Source organism: Ilumatobacter sp., assembly GCF_046290335.1.
Taxonomy (GTDB): domain Bacteria; phylum Actinomycetota; class Acidimicrobiia; order Acidimicrobiales; family Ilumatobacteraceae; genus Ilumatobacter_A.
The window spans coordinates 1,322,900-1,341,085 of record NZ_JBKAGH010000001.1 but is presented as its reverse complement, the minus strand read 5'-3'; the positions used below and the strand labels follow the sequence as shown (position 1 = coordinate 1,341,085).

General features: G+C 67.0%; 13 protein-coding genes. 9 read left to right on the top strand and 4 right to left on the bottom strand.

Annotation, left to right across the window (positions count from 1 at the left end; genetic code table 11):
• Positions 1-47 precede the first annotated feature (47 nt).
• Together ACE37B_RS05980 and ACE37B_RS05975 are read right to left on the bottom strand one after the other, a co-directional pair.
• The gene (locus ACE37B_RS05980; protein ID WP_409922363.1) at positions 48-1,583 is read right to left on the bottom strand and encodes an HDOD domain-containing protein; all 1,536 of its coding nucleotides are present in this window, start codon (positions 1,581-1,583) and stop codon (positions 48-50) included.
• Between the two features lie 120 nt (positions 1,584-1,703).
• Entirely contained in the window at positions 1,704-2,186 is a 483-nt protein-coding gene (locus tag ACE37B_RS05975; RefSeq protein ID WP_409922362.1) for a rhodanese-like domain-containing protein, read from the bottom strand.
• Positions 2,187-2,269: 83 nt separating this feature from the next.
• On the opposite strand from ACE37B_RS05975, the gene ACE37B_RS05970 reads away from it, so the two are divergent.
• From ACE37B_RS05970 to ACE37B_RS05960, 3 genes are all read left to right on the top strand, one after another.
• Positions 2,270-2,617 (top strand): nuclear transport factor 2 family protein, encoded by a 348-nt coding sequence (locus ACE37B_RS05970; protein ID WP_409922361.1) that lies wholly within the window; start codon positions 2,270-2,272, stop codon positions 2,615-2,617.
• A 64-nt stretch (positions 2,618-2,681) separates the two neighbouring features.
• On the top strand, positions 2,682-4,760 hold the full coding sequence (locus tag ACE37B_RS05965) for a hydantoinase/oxoprolinase family protein (protein ID WP_409922360.1): 2,079 nt from the start codon (positions 2,682-2,684) through the stop codon (positions 4,758-4,760).
• A gap of 98 nt (positions 4,761-4,858) precedes the next feature.
• A complete protein-coding gene (locus ACE37B_RS05960; protein WP_409922896.1) occupies positions 4,859-6,484 on the top strand; it encodes a hydantoinase B/oxoprolinase family protein in 1,626 nt (541 codons plus the stop codon).
• 6 nt (positions 6,485-6,490) lie between these two features.
• Here the strand turns inward: ACE37B_RS05960 and ACE37B_RS05955 are convergent, their stop codons facing one another.
• Complete coding sequence (locus tag ACE37B_RS05955) at positions 6,491-7,765, bottom strand: EAL and HDOD domain-containing protein (protein WP_409922359.1); 1,275 nt, start codon at positions 7,763-7,765, stop codon at positions 6,491-6,493.
• Positions 7,766-8,003: 238 nt separating this feature from the next.
• Here ACE37B_RS05955 and ACE37B_RS05950 point away from each other — a divergent pair, with 238 nt between their 5' ends.
• Complete coding sequence (locus ACE37B_RS05950; RefSeq protein ID WP_409922358.1) at positions 8,004-9,290, top strand: cytochrome P450; 1,287 nt, start codon at positions 8,004-8,006, stop codon at positions 9,288-9,290.
• Positions 9,287-10,942 (top strand): AMP-binding protein, encoded by a 1,656-nt coding sequence (locus ACE37B_RS05945; RefSeq protein WP_409922357.1) that lies wholly within the window; start codon positions 9,287-9,289, stop codon positions 10,940-10,942. The genes ACE37B_RS05950 and ACE37B_RS05945 overlap by 4 nt, the downstream gene beginning before the upstream one ends.
• A 63-nt stretch (positions 10,943-11,005) precedes the next feature.
• Here the strand turns inward: ACE37B_RS05945 and ACE37B_RS05940 are convergent, their stop codons facing one another.
• Positions 11,006-12,031, bottom strand: a complete 1,026-nt coding sequence (locus tag ACE37B_RS05940; protein WP_409922356.1) for a LacI family DNA-binding transcriptional regulator — start codon at positions 12,029-12,031, stop codon at positions 11,006-11,008.
• Between the two features lie 158 nt (positions 12,032-12,189).
• Here ACE37B_RS05940 and ACE37B_RS05935 point away from each other — a divergent pair, with 158 nt between their 5' ends.
• The 4 genes from ACE37B_RS05935 to ACE37B_RS05920 all read left to right on the top strand — a co-directional run bounded on the left by ACE37B_RS05935 (position 12,190) and on the right by ACE37B_RS05920 (position 18,185).
• Positions 12,190-13,572 carry an extracellular solute-binding protein gene (locus tag ACE37B_RS05935; RefSeq protein ID WP_409922355.1) on the top strand — a complete coding sequence of 461 codons (1,383 nt, stop codon included), beginning with the start codon at positions 12,190-12,192 and terminating at the stop codon, positions 13,570-13,572.
• Positions 13,573-13,691: 119 nt separating this feature from the next.
• Complete coding sequence (locus tag ACE37B_RS05930; RefSeq protein WP_409922354.1) at positions 13,692-15,335, top strand: ABC transporter permease subunit; 1,644 nt, start codon at positions 13,692-13,694, stop codon at positions 15,333-15,335.
• Positions 15,332-16,246, top strand: a complete 915-nt coding sequence (locus tag ACE37B_RS05925) for a sugar ABC transporter permease (RefSeq protein WP_409922353.1) — start codon at positions 15,332-15,334, stop codon at positions 16,244-16,246. The genes ACE37B_RS05930 and ACE37B_RS05925 overlap by 4 nt, the downstream gene beginning before the upstream one ends.
• A 55-nt stretch (positions 16,247-16,301) precedes the next feature.
• Positions 16,302-18,185: a glycoside hydrolase family 13 protein gene (locus tag ACE37B_RS05920; RefSeq protein ID WP_409922352.1), complete on the top strand. Its 1,884-nt coding sequence runs from the start codon at positions 16,302-16,304 to the stop codon at positions 18,183-18,185.
• The last annotated feature ends 1 nt before the right edge of the window (position 18,186 follow it).

Below are 18,186 nucleotides of genomic sequence, written 5' to 3'. Positions count from 1 at the left end.
GACGTCCGAAGCTTCCGATGGAGGTGCCGGCCTCCGATCCGCCGGACTCAGGCGGTGGCGATGTCGGTGACGATCTCGGCGTCGAACTCGGTCACGTTGTCTTCAGGAGCGGCTCGGCGCCACTGGTTCTTGCCACTGCGCTTCGCCTCGTACAGCGCGAGATCCGCATGATGCAACATCTCGGCGACCGAAGGGTACGGACGTCCGGCGTCCATGGTCGCCACGCCGATCGAGGCGGTCTGATCCAGCAGCAACTCCGGTCCGAGACCGAACGGCCGGGCGTTGAATTTGTCGATGAGTCGAGTGGCCGCGGCGTTCGAGCTGACGGTGTCGGCGCCAGGCAGGACGACGACGAACTCTTCACCGCCGAAGCGTCCGACGACATCGCCGTCGCGCACGCAGTTGCTGATCCGCCGAGCGGTGTGGACGAGGAGGTCGTCGCCGACGTTGTGGCCGTAGCGGTCGTTCACCTTCTTGAAGTCGTCGAGGTCGATGAACAGCACCGAGAGGGGGAACTGGTGCTCGATGGCGAGGCGGAACTCGCGGGCGAGCACGTCATCGAGGTCGCGTCGGTTCGACAATCCGGTGAGAGGATCGAGCCGGTTCTCCGCCCTCAGTTCCTCAGCGACGTTCGTCATCGTCGCGAGCTGATCGTGGAGGTGCGCTGCATCGGATTGGGTCTTCATCGTGCGGGCCACGATGACCTCGTGGGCCATCTCGGCGAGCGTTTCGGGGTCGGGCGATCGAGCTTCGAGCATCGACGACAGCTCGGGAATGGCCTCCGCGAGGTCATGGACGGCGAGCGCGAACTCCGAGCGGCTCATCGACAGATGCTCTTCGGCGAGATCGGCGGCGTGGCTCAGCATGTCGATGTCGTCGATGCCATCGGCGATGAGCGCGCTGATCGCGACGACGTTCGACAACCGCGACGAGCCCGGACCACCGACATCGTGACTCGACCGCACCGCCTGGACGATGTGTTCGGGAAGTCGCCATTCGTCGAGGAGTTCGCCACCAACGGCAGCATGGTCGGCGCCGAGCAGGTCGGTCTCGAGCGCGATCAACTCCGCATGGATCACCGGATCGGCGACCGCCGCGTACGCATCGGGCTCCAAGCGGAGTACGACCTGGATGCCGAGGTCTTGCAGCAGCGACGCGAGGAACGCGTCGCTCGGCAGCACCTGCCCCGCGCGAGCTGCGAGCGTTTGCGCAGCGATCGCGGAATGGACGCTGCGGCTCCACGTCGCCTGGCGGAACTTCGGGGTCGTGGAGGACGCCGACGTGCGCGTCGACAACAGCGTCAAGCTCAGCGAGGCGGTGAGTACCGCATCGACGCCGAGCAAGATGACCGCCTGATGCAGGTTGTCGGTGCGGCGGCGGCGTGCGTACAGCGGTGAGTTCGCCAGCCGCAGCAGGCGGGCCACGAGCGCCGGGTCGGTCTTGAGGACGGTCAGGATCTGGTCGATGCTCAGATTGGGGTCGTTTCCGAGCTCGATCAGTTGCGCGGTGACCGCCGGAGGCGACGGCAGCGCTCGCGCGGATCGAATTCGTTCCCGCAGTTCATCGGTGAGTGTGGTCGTCATCGTGCGCCGCATTTCGGTTGGGTGGTGAATGCCCCATCACCGTCCGGCGTTTCCTGCGCTGCGCACGATGGTCGGCGCGAGACGTGCGGCGACGCTGCTCGCTGCACCGCCGCACGGTTGTCAGTCGGTGACGAGCGGGAGGCCGGAAGCTTCCCAGGACAGCACGCCGCCGTCGACGTCGTAGATCGAGGTGAACCCGAGCTCCGACATCAGGGCCGTGGCTTGCCCGCTGCGATTGTCGGATCGGCAGTAGACGAGATACGGCACCTCCGGGTCGAGTTCGGCGAGGGCCTCGCGAAAGTCGGGTCGGTAGAAGTCGATCATCGTCGCGCCGTCGATGTGGCCCTGTTGGAACTCGTCGTCGGTGCGAACGTCGAGGATCACGAGGTCGTCGGGCGGATTCTCCAGGAGGGCGGCGGCCGCCGCTGGCGAGACGAGCTCGGGCAGGCCAGCCGCTTCCTCGACTGCAGGCGCGGAGGCGGGTTCGTCGGCGGTCGGGGTGTCGGACTCGTTCTCCGGATCCGACGAATCGGAACCACCGCAGGCCGTGATCGAGACGGCCGCGGCGACGAGGGTGACGGTGAGGCGTCGAGTGAAGTTCACGACGCCGAGTGTAAGAACCCCGTCGCCCCGTTCGGCGGCACCCTGCTTCGTCGTGGCGGCCTCGACGCGGTGAGACTCGTCACATGAGCACTGACGCCTATGACACCCTCGAGCGTTTCTGGAACCTCCAGAACAGCCGTGACTACACCACCGTGGTCGAGTTGTTCGCCGACGACGCCGTCCTCGTCGATCCGATCTTCGGCACGTTCGAAGGGCGCGAGGCGATCGGCGCCTTCATGGCGAAGATGAACGTCGAGATGGGCAAGCTCGATGCCGCCTTCGACCTGGTCGAACTGTCGGGCGGCGGCGACACCGCCTGGGCACAGTGGCGGGTCACGACCAACGACAAGCCTCCGCGAGAGGGCGTCGGGGTGTATCGGGTCCGCAACGGCCAGATCACGTACTACCGCGACTACATGAACGCGCACTGAGCGGCTGTCTCGATCATCGGGTACAGCTTGACGGCTGCTGTCTCAGCGAGTTGTCTCTGAGTTGATGGGAACGCGAATCGGAGCCGACGTCGGCGGAACGTTCACCGACGTCGTCGTCGAACTCGCTCCGGGCGACTATGCATCGACGAAGGCGCTCACCACTCACGATGCCCCCGAACGCGGCATCATCGAGGGTGTCGTCGAACTGCTCGAACGGTGTGGGATCGATCCGGCTGACGTCGCCCAGTTCATCCACGGGACCACGCTCGCCACCAACGCCCTGATCGAGCGGAGCGGAGCCGTCACGGCACTGGTCACCACCGATGGGTTCCGCGACGTGATCGAGATGCGCACCGAGAGCCGGTTCGAGCAGTACGACCTCGACATCGTGCTTCCCCGACCCCTCATCGAACGCGCCGATCGGTACACCGTGGCCGAGCGACGAAACGCTCGCGGTGAGGTGCTCGTCGAGTTCGACGAGGCAGGAGCGCGTTCGCTCGTCCGTCACCTGGTCGACGCCGGCTATGAATCGGTCGCCGTGGGCTTCATCCACAGCTATGTCGATCCGACGAACGAACGCCGGTTCCGCGACCTGCTGCACGAGGTGGCACCGAATCTGTCGGTGTCGATCAGCAGCGACGTGTCACCCCAGATGCGTGAGTACGAGCGTTTCAACACCGTGTGCGCCAACGCCTACGTCCGGCCGCAGATGTCGTCGTATCTCATCGGTCTTCGTGACCAACTCGCCGCCCGCGGCATCGTCGCGCCGCTGTACCTCGTCCACTCCGGTGGCGGGCTGATGAGCGTCGAGAGCGCTGCGGCGTTCCCGGTGCGGCTGATCGAGTCCGGCCCGGCCGGGGGCGCAATCTTCGCAGCCGATCTGGCGGCGAGGTTTCGCTGCGATCGGGTGGTGTCGTACGACATGGGCGGCACCACGGCGAAGATCTCGTTGATCGAGAACGCGCGGCCCGACACCGCCACGACCTTCGAGGTCGATCGCACCGCTCGCTTCAAGAAGGGCAGCGGGATGCCGATCTCGATCCCCGTGATCGACATGATCGAGATCGGTGCCGGAGGCGGCTCGATCGCCAGCGTCGACTCGCTCGGCCGGATCCGAGTCGGCCCGAACAGCGTCGGCTCCGAGCCGGGCCCGGCCTGCTACGACCTCGGTGGGGAGCATCCGACGGTGACCGACGCGAACCTGGAGCTCGGCCGGTTGCACCCGGACACGTTCGGCGCGACCGACATCGATCTCGCTCCGGCGCTCGCCAGCGCCGCGATCGATCGGGTGGTCGGCGAGCCGCTGGAGGTCGACACGCTCGCCGCGGCCGTCGGCATCGTCGAAGTCGTCGACGAGAACATGGCGAATGCTGCTCGAGCGCACGCGGTCGAGCACGGCAAAGATCTTTCTCAGTACACGATGGTGGCATTCGGCGGGGGAGCGCCATTGCACGCCGGGCGTCTGATCGACAAGTTGGGCGTCAGCGAGATGATCGTGCCATCCGGTGCCGGTGTCGGTTCCGCAATCGGATTCCTCGTCGCCCCGTTCTCCTATGAAGCGGTGCGCAGCTTCTACACCTCGACGGTCGACTTCGACGTCGCCGGCGCCACCGAGTTGCTCGGCGCGCTGACCGAGGAGGCGTTGTGCTTCGTCCGAGAGGGGACCGACGCCGAGGTGGTCATCGAACGTCAGGTGTCGATGCGCTATTCGGGGCAGGGCTGGGAGATTCCGGTGTCGTTGGCGCCAGATCTCGACGATCTGGCCGCCGAGGTGCTGGCGACCGAGTTCGCGAAGGCCTACGAAGGGTTCTTCGGGCGAGCCATCGACGACCTGGACATCGAGTCGGTGAGCTGGTCGGTACGCGTGTCGTCGGTGGTTCCGGCACGCCAAACGATCGAGCTCGATCGCACCGGGTCGCGCCGTCGCGTCGCTGGTGCGACCCGGCGCGTCTACGACTCCGCAGTGCTCGGAGTCGTCGAGGCCGCGCTGTTCGATCGTGTCGACCTCGCGGCCGGTGACCGTGTCGACGGCCCGGCCGTCATCAGCGAAGCCCAGACCACGACCATCGTCGGCTCGCGTCAGTGCTGCGTGGTGCAAGCCGACGGTTCGCTCTTGATCCATCGATATCGAGGAGCCACATGACCACCGAACTCGATTCCCTCGACGCACTCTGCGAGCCGGGAGAGCCGCCTGACTCGGCGCAGCGAGACGTGCTGCATCGGGTCACTGCGTCGCAGGTGATGTGGAACCGGCTGATCGCGATCGTCGAGGAGCAGGCGCTGACGCTGGTGCGCACGGCGTTCAGCACCTCGGTGCGCGAAGCCGGCGACCTGTCGGCCGGGGTGTTCGACCCCGACGGTCGCATGATCGCCCAGGCCGTCACCGGCACGCCGGGCCACGTCAACACGATGGCCGCCGCCGTGCCGCACTTCATCGCCGACATCGGCCTGGAACGCATCCACGACGGCGACGTCTACATCACCAACGACCCGTGGAAGGGCACCGGTCACCTCCACGACATCACCGTGTGCACGCCCGTGTTCGTCGACGACCGCCTGATCGGCTTCTTCGCCTCGACCGCACACGTCGTCGACATCGGTGGCCGGGGCTACGGACCCGACGCTCGCGAGGTCTACGAGGAGGGCATCAACATCCCGATCATGAAGTGGATCGACGTCGGGCGCCTCAACCACGACCTCGTCGGCATCATCCGTGCCAACGTGCGCGAGTCCGACCAGGTCGTCGGCGACATCCACGGGCTCGCTGCGTCGAACGAAACCGGCCGCCGCCGACTCCTCGAGATGCTCGACGAGTTCGACATGGCCGATCTCGGTGCCGTCTGCGAGTTCGTCTTCGATCGCACCGCTGCTGCGACGAGGGCGGCGATCGCGGCCGTGCCGCACGGCCGGTACCGCAACGAGATGGTCGTCGACGGGTACGGCGAGCCGGTGACGCTCGCGGTGACGGTGACGGTGACCGACGACGGGATGCACGCCGACTTCACCGGCACGTCGCCGGTGTGCCCGCTCGGCATCAACGTGCCGCTCGGGTATGCGCACGCGTATTTCACCTACGGGATGCTCGTGGCGTTGGCGCCCGAGTTGCCGAACAACTTCGCGTCGCTCGACGCATTCTCGGTGAGCGCTCCCGACGGCGTGATCCTCAACGCGAAGCATCCCGATCCCGTGTCGGTGCGCCACGTGCTCGGTCACTTCGTCACCGATCTGTGCCTCGGAGCGATCGCTGCTGCGCTCCCCGAACGAATTCCCGCCGAAGGCGCCGGCGCCCTGTGGAACTTCCAGGCGAGTGCCCGTTCGGCCGATCCGACCCAGCCGCGCCCGCCGGTCGAGATCCTCATGTTCAACAGCGGCGGTACCGGAGCGCGTCCGACCCTCGACGGGCTGACCTCGACGGCGTTCCCGTCAGGGGTGCGCACGATGTCGGTCGAAGCGACCGAACAGGTCGGCCCGATCGTCATCTGGCGCAAGGAGATCCGCCCGGACAGCGGCGGCATCGGCAAGCAGCGCGGTGGCCTCGGTCAGGTCATCGAGCTGGGTCCGACCGACGGCTACCAGTTCGAGTTCTCGGCGATGTTCGACCGCATCGACCACCCGGCCCGCGGGCGTCACGGCGGTGGCGACGGAGCGCGCGGTCGCGTGTCGCTCGACGACGGGACGCCCTTTGCCGGCAAAGGACGACAGACCGTGCCTGCCGACCGACGCCTGATCCTCGAACTCCCGGGCGGGGGCGGCTGGGGTGATCCTGCCGATCGCGACCCAGCCGCCATCGTCCACGACCGCACCCACGGCGTGGCCGACGCAGAACTCCTCGTCGACGGTGCCGCCGACGTCAGCGGACCGGGGTGACCGACGTCAGCGGTGGACGAGTTCGCGCGGGTTGGGGGGAGGCAGCAATTTGGGGGCGCTGCGTTTGGTCGGGAGTTGCTGTCGGACCTCATTGGCCCAGCTGATCGCTTCGCCGTATGCCTCGAGCAGCTGCTCGGAGCGGTTCGGCATGAGCTCTTGCAGCTCTTCGACGTCGCTACGTTCGCAGGCCTTGACGATGCGCAGTGCACGTCCGAACGGGCCGGTCCCATCGATCAGCGCTTCGGAGATCTCCTCCGACACGGGCAGATCGGCGAGCAATTCGTCCATCGGCGTCTTGAAGATCGCGTCGGTGACCGACAACAGTCCGACGGTGAACGCACTGTCGCGCAAGCTCGGATCGTCCTCCAACTGGCTTGCCAGGCGTCCACGCGTGGCACCCATCGCGATGAGTTCCTCGTTGGATTCCGCATTGTGCGACAGCGCCAGCAGCGTGGCGAGGTGGCGCACCTGGTTGAGGCCGAGCATCACGATCGCATGGCGGATCGACTCGACACGTCGGTTCAGACCGAATGCACTCGAATTCACGACGGACAGCAGGCGGTAGGCCAGCGACGGGTCGGTCGATACGAGTTCGGTCGTGCGGTTGATGTCGAGGTCGCCCTTCTGCATCTCCGCCATGAGCTTGAGCGCCGACAGCGACCCCGTCGGGCGCGCTTCGCGACCGAGGACTTCGGGCTCGGCGAAGAAGTAGCCCTGGAACAGATCGAACCCGGCGAGGCTGCACGCGTCGAACGTCTGGATCGTCTCGACCTTCTCGGCGACCATCAGCACGCCGGGCGCTTCCTGTCGGGAATACTGGACGAGCGCCGGAAGGTCGTTGGTGCCGACTCGACCCGCCTCGATCTTGACGATGCTGACCAAGGGCAGCAGGTGTGACCGCTGGAGTTGGTCGAGCGCGCTCACGTTGTCGAGTGCGAAGTGGTAGCCGTCGCGTCGGGCCTGCTCGATCGCGTCCACGGCGGAGTCGTCGAAGGTCTCGTCGACGCTGATCTCGAAGATGATGCCTTCCGGCGGAAGGCCGCGGTGGATGCCGTTCTTGATGAGGCTCGTGCCGGCGTTGATCAGCCCGAATCGGTCGCCGATGATGCGCTCCATCCCCCAGTCGAGCAGGGCGCGCTCCATCACGGTGCGGCTGGCGTCGTCGGGGTCGTCGAAGAACGACGTCGAGTTCGGTCCCGAGCGATACAACAGCTCGTAGCCGAATGTGTCGCGGTACCCGTCGAGGATCGGCTGGCGGCCGAGGAAGATGTCGTTGCTCATCGTGTGGGGTGCCTGTTTCGAACGGAGATCGTCGGATGAATCGCTGAGAGATCGGTGAAAAGCTCGGTGATGTGTCGCGCTGTGCATCGGTACGTGACCATCGACTGTCCGATGCCCCGCTGTCGGGGCCACCAACTCAGCTGCTCGACACGGTCGGCGTGACCTCCGACACCGTGACGGCAGCGCTCGTGGACAACACTGGACGTGCCGCACCGCCCACCAGGAGCACGAGATCCACATGACCGACACGACGACGTCACCCGTCGACATCCCCAGTTTCTTCGACCCGGCCGTGCAGGACGACCCCTTCGAGGCGTACGAGTTGATGCGCGAACACTGCCCGGTGCATCGGCTGCCGGAGAACGGGCTGTACATGGTGACCCGCTACGACGACGTGAAGTCGGTGTTGAGCGACCGGGAGCGGTTCTCCAGCAACCCGGTCGGGGCCGGGTTTCGGCCCTCCGAAGCGAGTCGAGCGGCTGCGGCGACGATGGCGGAGAAGGGTTGGAAGCGTGCACAGACGTTGCAGCGCACCGATCCGCCGGTGCATACGCATTACCGTCGACTGCTCGGTCGGGTGTTCACGATCAAGCGAGTCAACGAACTCGTCCCACGCATCGAGCAGTTGTGCCACGAGCTCATCGACGGATTCGTCGAGCGAGGCAAGTGTGAGTTCGTTCGCGACTTCGCGTTGCCGTTGCCGGGCATCGTGATCTGTGAGCAGCTCGGGCTCGACGCCGCCGACTATCCGAGGTTCAAGCGTTGGGCCGACGCCATGCTCGCCTCGGCGCAGCGTGTCCTCACCGTCGAGGAGGCGATCGAGCAGGCGGAGATCGAGTTGGAAGCCCAGCATCACCTCGCCCGCGAGTTCGAACGTCGACGCGAGGCGCCGACCGACGATCTGATCTCGGCGCTCGTCCACGCACACGGCACCGACGAGGAGCCGTTGACGATGGAGGAACTCCAAGATCTCATGCATCAGCTCATCACCGGCGGGTTCGAGACCACCACGGCTGCGCTCGGCACGGGTCTGTGGCTGCTGCTGCGACATCCTGACCAGATGGCCAAACTGCGTGCCAACCCCGACCTGATGAACAACTTCATCGACGAGAGCCTGCGCATCGACAGCCCGGTCGCCGGGCTGTGGCGCCGGGCCACGTGCCCGGTCGAGGTCGCTGGTGTCGAGATTCCGACCGATGCGGCGGTCATGGTCAGATACGCCGCCGCCAACCGGGACCACGCGAAGTTCGACGACCCGAACACCTTCGACATCGAACGCGACAACGCCAGCGAGCACATCGCGTTCGGCTGGGGCAACCATCTCTGTGTGGGAGCGTGGCTCGCTCGCGCCGAACTGCGTTGCGCGTTCACGGCGATCCTCGCGCGCCTCGACGACCTCGCGCTCACGCAGCCGCTCGATGAGATCGCGCACGAGTTCAGCTTCATGCTCCGCCCGCTGAAGGAGTTGCCGATCTCGTTCACCGCGGCCAGCACGACCAGCACGACGGACGAGGTGCCGCAATGAGCGCTTCGGCCGACCGACCTGGACTCAGCGAGAACTGGGCCACGCTGTGGGAAGCGCTGGCCGATGCCCAGCCCGATCACACCGCAGTGGTGGTCGGCGCGGATCAGATGACGTGGTCGCAACTCGATGACGGTGCGGCACGACTGGCGTCGGCGCTGCAGGATCGTGGCGTCGGCAAAGGCACCCGCCTCGCGCAGTTGATGTACAACTGCCCGGAGTACCTGGAGTCGACGTACGCCGCGTTCAAGGTGCGGGCGTCGCCGGTCAACGTGAATTACCGCTACAAGGGTGGCGAGATCGCGTACATCTGCGACAACGCTGGCGCCGAGGTGCTGGTGTTCCACGGCTCGCTCACCGACCGTGTCGCCGATGCGCGTGCGTCGATGCCGAGCGTGCGCGTGCTGCTCCAGGTCGACGACGGTTCGCCGTTGCTCGACGGGGCCGAGTGGTACCACGAGGTTCGCGACGCGGCGTCGCCGGCGGAACGCATCGACCGATCCGGCGAGGACCTCCTGCTGCTCTACACCGGAGGCACCACGGGCAACCCGAAAGGGGTGATGTGGCGACATGTCGACCTGTGGGGAGCGCTCGCGTTCACCGGGTACGTCGCCGCCGGGATCGAGGTGCCGACCACGGCCGACGAGGTCGGCGACGTCGCCGCCCGTCTCCAGGCGACCGGCAGCAGCCCGGTGATGCTGTGCGCTCCGCCGCTGATGCACGGGACCGCGCTGTTCTTGGCGATCAGTGCGTTCGTGATGGGCGGCACCGTGGTGCTCCTCGGCGGTCGCTCGTTCGACGCCGACGAGTTGTGGGCGCTGGTCGAGGGGCGTCGGGTCACGCAGATCTCGCTCGTGGGCGATGCGTTCGCACGTCCGTTGACCGCGGCGGTCGAGCCGGGTGCGTCCAGTTCCGGTCGCGACCTGTCGTCGCTGCAGCGCATCGTGTCGACCGGGGCGACGCTGTCGGCCGGTCAGAAACGGCGCTTCCAGGCCGCTGCACCGCAGGTCATGATCATCGACATGATCGGGGCCTCCGAGGGCGGACCGTACGCGCTGGCGATGACGATGCCGGGCGAGGAACCGCTCGAGACGGCGGTCTTCACGGCGCCGCCGAACGTCGTCACGCTGAGCGACGAGACGGGCGAACCGTTGCCGCGAGGGTGTGGCGTCCCCGGTCGTCTCGCGTCGGCTGGGCCGCAACCGCAGGGCTACTGGGGCGATCCCGACAAGACAGCGGCGACGTTCCCGGAGGTGGGCGGCGTGCGCTACTCGGCGCCGGGCGACTACGCGCTCATCGACGAGGACGGCACCGTCACGCTGCTCGGACGGGGATCGGTGTGCATCAACTCCGGTGGCGAGAAGATCTACCCCGAGGAGGTGGAGGTCGCCGCGCGTTCGCACCCGAACGTGATCGACGCCAACGCCGTCGGGCTCCCGCACGAACGGTTCGGCGAGACGTGCACGCTGGTGTGTGCCGTGTCGGCGCCGACCGATGCCGATGAGGTCATCGCCACGATCTCGTCGCAGATCGCCGACTACAAGGCCCCGCGACAGGTGGTGTTCGTGGACGAGATCTACCGTGCCCCCAACGGCAAGGCCGACTACCGATGGGCGAAGCGCGTCGCTGCAGAAGCGCTCGGCGACAGGCCCTGACATCGCCAGCGGTCACCGTCGCCACTCGCGTCAGCGGTGATCGACCCGGCACGGTCACTGCGTTCAGCGCACGAGTGCGAGGCGGGAGGCGGCCGTCGAGGCCCGGGCGATCAACTCGCCTTCGATCAGGAACTCGGAGTCGTCGAAGTCCTTGCCGCCGATCTGGCCGAGCAGGATCTCGACCGCGTGCTGTGCGATGTGCCGCACGGGCTGTCGCACCGTGGTCAGCGGTGGATCGGTGAAGCGCATGAGCGGCGTGTCGTCGTAGCCGACGACCGACACGTCGTCGGGGACCGACAGGCCGCGTTGGCGAACGGCACGGATGGCCCCCAGCGCCATGATGTCGCTGCCGGCGATGATGCCCGTGACCCCGTGATCGAGCAACCGCCGGGCGCCTGCGTCACCGCCTTCGAGGGTGAACATCGCCTCCGAGACGAGGTGACGGAGATCGTGCTTGGTCGCGCCGGACTTGATCGCCGCGTCGGTGAACCCGGCGAGCCGCCGGATGACCGGAACGAAGCAGTCGGGACCGGTGAGGAAGCCGATGCGATCGTGACCGAGTTCGCGCAGGTGATCGTGCGCGGCGCGCGCGGCTGCCGATTCGTCGCACGACACCGACGGCACCGGGAGCCCGGCCACGTGTCCGTTGACGAACACGAGCGGGACCCGCTGTTCGACGAGTTCGGCGTAGTGCGCATGGTCGCCGCCGACGTCGGCGTGACGACCCGACACGACGATGATCCCCGCGACACCGCGATCGAGCAGCGTCTCGACGTAGGCGTCTTCGGTGGCGCTGGATCGGCTCGCGCAGCACAGCACCGAGACGTAGCCGTTCGAGAGCAGCAGCGATTCGATCGCCTGCGCGAAGGCCGGGAAGATCGGGTTGTCGAGTTCGGGAACGACGAGTCCGACCGATCCCACTCGCGGCGAGGTGCGCAGCGCTTCGGGCTCGTAGCCGAGATCGGCGAGCACCTTGACGACCTTCGCCTTGGTGGTGGCGCTGACGCCGGTCTTGCCGTTCATCACGCGACTCACGGTTGCTTCGCTCACCTCGGCGAGCGCAGCGACGTCTTGCAACCTGATCCGCACGCGTCGTGACCCTAGAGGAAAAATCTGCCGAATTCGGGACCTTGTACCCCTTTCTTGCAAATTTCTTGCGGACACTTGCAAGATCTCGTAGTTTGCACGACGAACCATCACCGCGACCGAACCGTCGATCGCACGAACGTCCTGAGGGGGAGTTCATCATGAAAGCAACACGTCGCCTGGTCGGCGCTGTCGCAGTTCTGGCACTCGTGGGTGCTGCCTGTGGAAGCGACGACAGCAGTTCGGAGGCGCCCGACTCGGCACCCGCCGACACCGAGGCTCCCGTCGACACCGAAGCACCGGGTGACACCGAGGCTCCCGTCGACACCGAGGCACCGGTCGACACGGAGGCTCCGGTCGACACCGAGGCACCGGCACCGCCGGAAGAGGAAGAGTACGTGCCGCCGTCCCGCGGCGACGCCGACCTGGTGATCTGGGCCGACGACACCCGCACCCCGGTCCTCACGCCGATCGCCGACGCGTTCGCCGCCGACGAAGGACTCGACGTCCAGGTGCTCGAGGTCCCGTTCGACCAGATCCGAGACAACCTCTCGGTCACCGGCCCCGCCGGCGAGGGCCCCGACATCATCATCGGTGCGCACGACTGGCTCGGCGAACTCGTCAGCAACGGCGTCGTCCTCCCGCTCGATCTGGGCGAGGACGCGGCGCTCTATGCCGACGTCGCGGTCGAGGCCTTCACCTACGACGGCGCGCTCTACGGCCTGCCGTACGCCACGGAGAACATCGCCCTGATCCGCAACACCGACCTCGTGCCGGAGGCCCCCGCGACGTTCGAGGAACTCAGCGACATCGCGCTCGGCCTGCTCGCCGACGGAGCGGTCGACGTGCCGCTGGCGATCCAGCAGGATCCCGGCGACCCGTACCACAACTACCCGCTGTTCACCGGCGCCGGTGGCTACATCTTCGGCCAGGCCGACGACGGCAGCTACCTGCCTGACGACCTCGGTCTCGACTCCGAAGGCAGCCTCGCCGCCGCCCAGAAGTTCGCCGAGTGGAGCGAGTCGGGGCTGATCAGCAAAGACGTCAGCTACGACATCATGAACGAGTCGTTCTCGACCGGTCGGGCACCCTTCGCGATCACGGGTCCGTGGGCGACCGGCGGGTTCGCCGATGCCGGCGTGAACTTCTCCGTCGAGCCGATCCCGAGCGTCGACGGCGGCACGCCGCAGGTGTTCGTCGGTGTGCAGGGCTTCATGATCTCGTCGTTCACGGAGAACGAGGACCTCGCCAAGACGTTCCTGCTCGACTACCTCAACACCGAGGAGGTCCAGTTGGAGCTGTTCGCCACGGGCGGTCGCCCGCCGGCCATGCTGTCGGCGTTCGAACAGGTCGCCGACGATCCCATCGTGCAGGGCTTCGGCCTCTCCGGTCAGCAGGGTGCCCCCCAGCCGTCGATCCCCGAGATGGGCTCGGTGTGGGAGAGCTGGACGGATGCGTACAACCTGATCTTCACGGGTTCCGATCCGGTCGAGGCCTTCACCTCGGCGGCGACCGCCATCCGCGACAAGATCGCCGAAGGCTGATTCGTCCACGTCGTTGATCGGGCGGGGCCGACCTCACCACCTGTCGGTGGGGGCGGCGGTCCCGCCCGATCGTTCGTCACGCACCGGGGTACACGCACCATGCACATCGAGCAACAGCGATGAGTTCGGCATCACCAGGGCTCGGTGAGCGGACCGGCACGAGCGATCCCGTCACGGGCGGGCTCGGCGCGATGCCGAGCGGGCCGCGCTACGGCGCCTCGCGAGGTCTGATCGTCAAGATCGCGTCGCTGGGATTCCTGAACGCCGTGGTCTTGGCGAGCCTGCCCCGGGTCCTCGACAAGCCCGACTACCCGATTGCCGTCGCGATGGTGCTGGCGACCATCGCGATCGACATCGTCTACCTCTCGAAGCGTCGGTTCGTCCCGGGTAAGTACCTGTTGCCCGGGACCTTGTTCCTGCTGGTGTTCGCGCTGTACCCGGTGCTCTACCTCGTCTTCATCTCCACGACGAACTACGGCACCGGGAACAACCTCTCCAAGAACCAGGCGATCGAGCGCATCGAGGCGAACTCGGTCGGGGCCGCCGCCGACGCCGTCCGCTACGAGCTGCAGATCCTCGCCTCGGGCGACGACCCGCTCGCCGGAGAACTCGCGTTTCTCCTCGCCGATCGCGATGGCAACCGATTCCTCGGGACCGCGGACGGCCTCACCACCCTCGAACCGGGCGAGATCGTCGAAGACGGCCGCCGCGAGACCGTCGACGGCTACATGGCGCTCAACCTCGGCGCCGCCAACGACCGCAGTGCCGAGATCGCCGAGTTCGCGGTGCCCGGCCCGTTCGGAGCGATCGACAACGACGGGTTCACCGAAGCCTTCGCGCAGGTGCAGACCCGCGTGTACGACCCGGCGACCGACACCATGTTCGACTCGTCGACGAACCAGACGTACACGATCGAGCAGGGCTACTTCGTCAACGACGACGGCGAGCGACTCCTGCCGGGATGGCGCTCGGGCGTCGGTCTCGAGAACTACGAGCGGCTGATCAACGACGAGCAGACCCGCAACGTCTTCGTGCGCGTGTTCATCTGGACGGTGCTGTTCTCGCTGTTCTCGGTCGTGTTGTCGTTCGCGCTCGGACTCGGGCTGGCGATCGTCTTCAACGACGAGCGCATGCGCGGACGCAAGATCTACCGGAGCCTGATCATCATCCCCTACGCGATCCCGAGCTTCATGACCGCGCTCGTGTGGAAGGGGATGCTCAACGAGCAGTTCGGGGTGATCAACCGATGGTTCGGCGGGCTGTTCGACCTCATCCCGGGGCTCGACGCGTCCCCACCGTGGCTCGACGGGCAATGGCTGCCGTATGCGTCGATCCTCCTGGTCAACACCTGGCTCGGGTATCCGTACATGTTCCTCGTGTGCAGCGGTGCGTTGCAGAGCATCCCGGAGGATCTGACCGAGGCTGCGTCCGTCGACGGAGCGACCGGCATCAAGCGGTTCCAGACGATCACGTTCCCCTTGTTGCTGGTCGCCGTGGCACCGTTGCTCGTCGCGAGCTTCGCCTTCAACTTCAACAACTTCAACCTGATCTTCCTCCTCACGGAGGGGAGGCCCCCCGTGCAGGGGAGCGACGCGGGGCGCACCGACATCTTGATCTCCTACGTCTACAAGATCGCGTTCTCCAGCGGCGGTGGCGCCGACTACGGCTTCGCCTCGGCGGTGTCGCTCGTCATCTTCTTGATCGTCGCCACGATCTCGGCGTTCAGTTTTCGGTTCACCAAGTCCTTCGAGGAGCTGCGATGAGCGTTCCGGTCCGTCCCGGCGAGGTCACCCACTTCGAGCGCCGAAAGGTGTCGAAGCGCGTGTGGTTCCGCCGCACCGGGTGGCGACACCTCGTCGCGATCTTCGCGCTCGCGTTCGCGCTGTTCCCGGTGCTGTGGGTGCTGTCGGCCGCGGTGACCGCCGACGGTGGCCTCGCACGGCAGTCGTTCATCCCGACGAACCCGTCGCTCGACAACTTCCGGGCGCTGATGACCGAGCCCGGCCACCCGCCGTTCTGGCGCTGGTTCTTCAACTCGATGTTCATCGGTTCGGTGACCGCGATCCTCACGGTCTTCATGTGTGCATTGGGCGCATTCGCCTTCAGCCGGCTCCGCTTCAAGGGACGCCGCCCCGGGATGCTCGCCTTGCTGCTGATCCAGATGTTTCCGAACCTGCTGGCGGTCGTCGCGTTGTTCTTGTTCATGACGCGGATCAAGGGGCTGTTCCCAGCGATCGGTCTCGGCACGTCGTGGGGCCTCATCTTCATCTACCTCGGCGGCGCGCTCGGGGTGAACACGTATCTGATCAAGGGGTTCTTCGACACCATTCCTCACTCGCTCGACGAGGCGGCGAAGATCGACGGCTGCACGCACAGCCAGACGTTCTTCAAGATCATTCTGCCGCTCGCCGCGCCGGTGCTCGCCGTGATCGGGCTGTTGTCGTTCATCGCCAGCCAAGCCGAGTACATCGTCGCCAGTGTCATCCTCGGCGGCGACGACAGCCAGAAGACGCTCGCCGTCGGGCTCTCCAACTACGTGCTCGCCGGCTTCGACAACCGTTGGGGTCCCTTCGCCGCCGGGGCGTTGATCGGCGCGGTGCCCGTCGTCGTGCTGTTCCTCTTCCTCCAGCGCTACATCGTGTCGGGCCTGACCTCGGGCGCCGTGAAGGAATGAACCCGGATCGAGCCCGCAGGTGGATCGCGCCGTGAAGCGCGCCGGGAACCGCGCCGTGAACCGCGTCGACGATCGCGCCGGCTCGGCACCTCGACCGATTCGCCAGATCGATCGACCGCATCACGACGGATCGCCGCGGTACACCGAACCGGGGTCGACCCGTCTGGGCGACCGTGTCGCCGTGCGCGTCCGCGTCCCGCACGCGGCGCGGGCCGATCGCGTGCGGTTGCGGTCGACGCCCGACGCGGAGCCCCGTATCGTCGAGGCCCGCATCGACCGTGAGGATCCGGGCGCGACCTGGTGGGTCGCCGACCTCGACATCGAGAACCCCGTGACCTCGTATCGCTTCCTGCTGACCGGTGGCGCGGTCGGCTACGCCTGGTTGAACGAGGCCGGGCTGTGGCCCCACGAGGTGCCCGACCACGCCGACTTCCGGATCGCGACGCACGGGGGAGGGCCGTCGTGGCTCGCCGACACCGTCGGCTACCAGATCTTCCTCGACCGATTCGCGACATCCGGCGAACGCCGTGACCTCCCCGACTGGGCCATCCCGCAACGGTGGGGCGATCCGATCGACCCGCGGCCGGGCCGCCAGACGCGCCAGTTGTTCGGCGGCGACTTCGCAGGCGTCGAGAAGCGACTCGATCATCTCGAACGCCTCGGTGTGAACCTGGTGTACCTCACCCCGTTCTTCCCGGCGCGATCCAGCCACCGCTACGACGCCTCGTCGTTCGAGCACGCCGACCCGTTGCTCGGGGGCGATCGCGGCCTGATCTCGCTGATCGCTGCGGCGCACGCTCGAGGGATCCGGGTGCTCGGCGACATCACGCTGAACCACACCGGCGACCATCACGAGTGGTTCGAGCGCGGACGCAACGATCCGGCGTCGATCGAGTCCGGCTTCTATCTCTTCGACGACTCCGAGCAGGGATACGTGGCATGGCACGGAGTCCCGTCGCTGCCGAAACTCGATCATCGCAGCGAGGAACTGGCCCGTCGTCTCGTCGCCGGTGACGAGTCGGTCATCGCCAAGTACCTCCGGCCGCCCTTCGGGCTCGACGGGTGGCGTGTCGACTGCGCCAACACGACGGCCCGCCACGGCGACGTCGACCTCAACGCGACGGTCGCCGAGCGGACCCGCAGCACCCTCGAGTCGATACGACCCGACGGGTGGCTCCTCGCCGAGCACTGCTACGACGCCGGACCCGATCTCCACGGTCCGGGTTGGCACGGTGCGATGGCCTACCAGTGGTTCTCACGGCCGCTGTGGTCGTGGTTGCGCGGCGAAGGCGACGTCTCGTTGATGGCGCAGTTGGAACTGCCGCAGCTCGGTGGCGAGGAGATGGTGGCGTCGATGCGGCAACTCGGCGCCGACGTCGCGTGGTCGGCGCGGCACGCGTCGATGACGATGCTCGATTCCCACGACAGCGCGCGATTCCGCACTGCCGTCGGTGGCGATCGCCGTCGCCACGCCGTGGGCATGGCGGCGTTGTTGACGATGCCGGGTGTACCGACGATCTTCGCTGGGTCGGAGGTCGGCGTCGAAGGCGCCGACATGGACACCTGCCGCGTGCCGTTCCCGTGGGACGAGGCGGAGTGGGACGACGAGCACTTCGAGCGAACCCGCTCGTTGATCGCGGTGCGACGGCGGTTCGCCGCGCTGCGTACCGGCTCGATGCGGTGGTTGGCGGCCGATGACGATTCGGTCACCTACGTGCGCGAACTGGACGACGAGGCCGTCGTCGTGCACTTGGCGCGTCGCGCCGGTGCATCGGCAACCGTCGATCTGCTCGAGGCCGGCCTCGGCACGGACGCCACGGCGGTCAGCGTCGATGGCGCCGAGCAGTCGGAGCATTCCGTTGCGGGCGTGGTGATCGGCGAACGCTCGCTCGCCTTCGACGGTGACTCCGCCGTGGGCATCGTCGCGATGCGACGCTGAC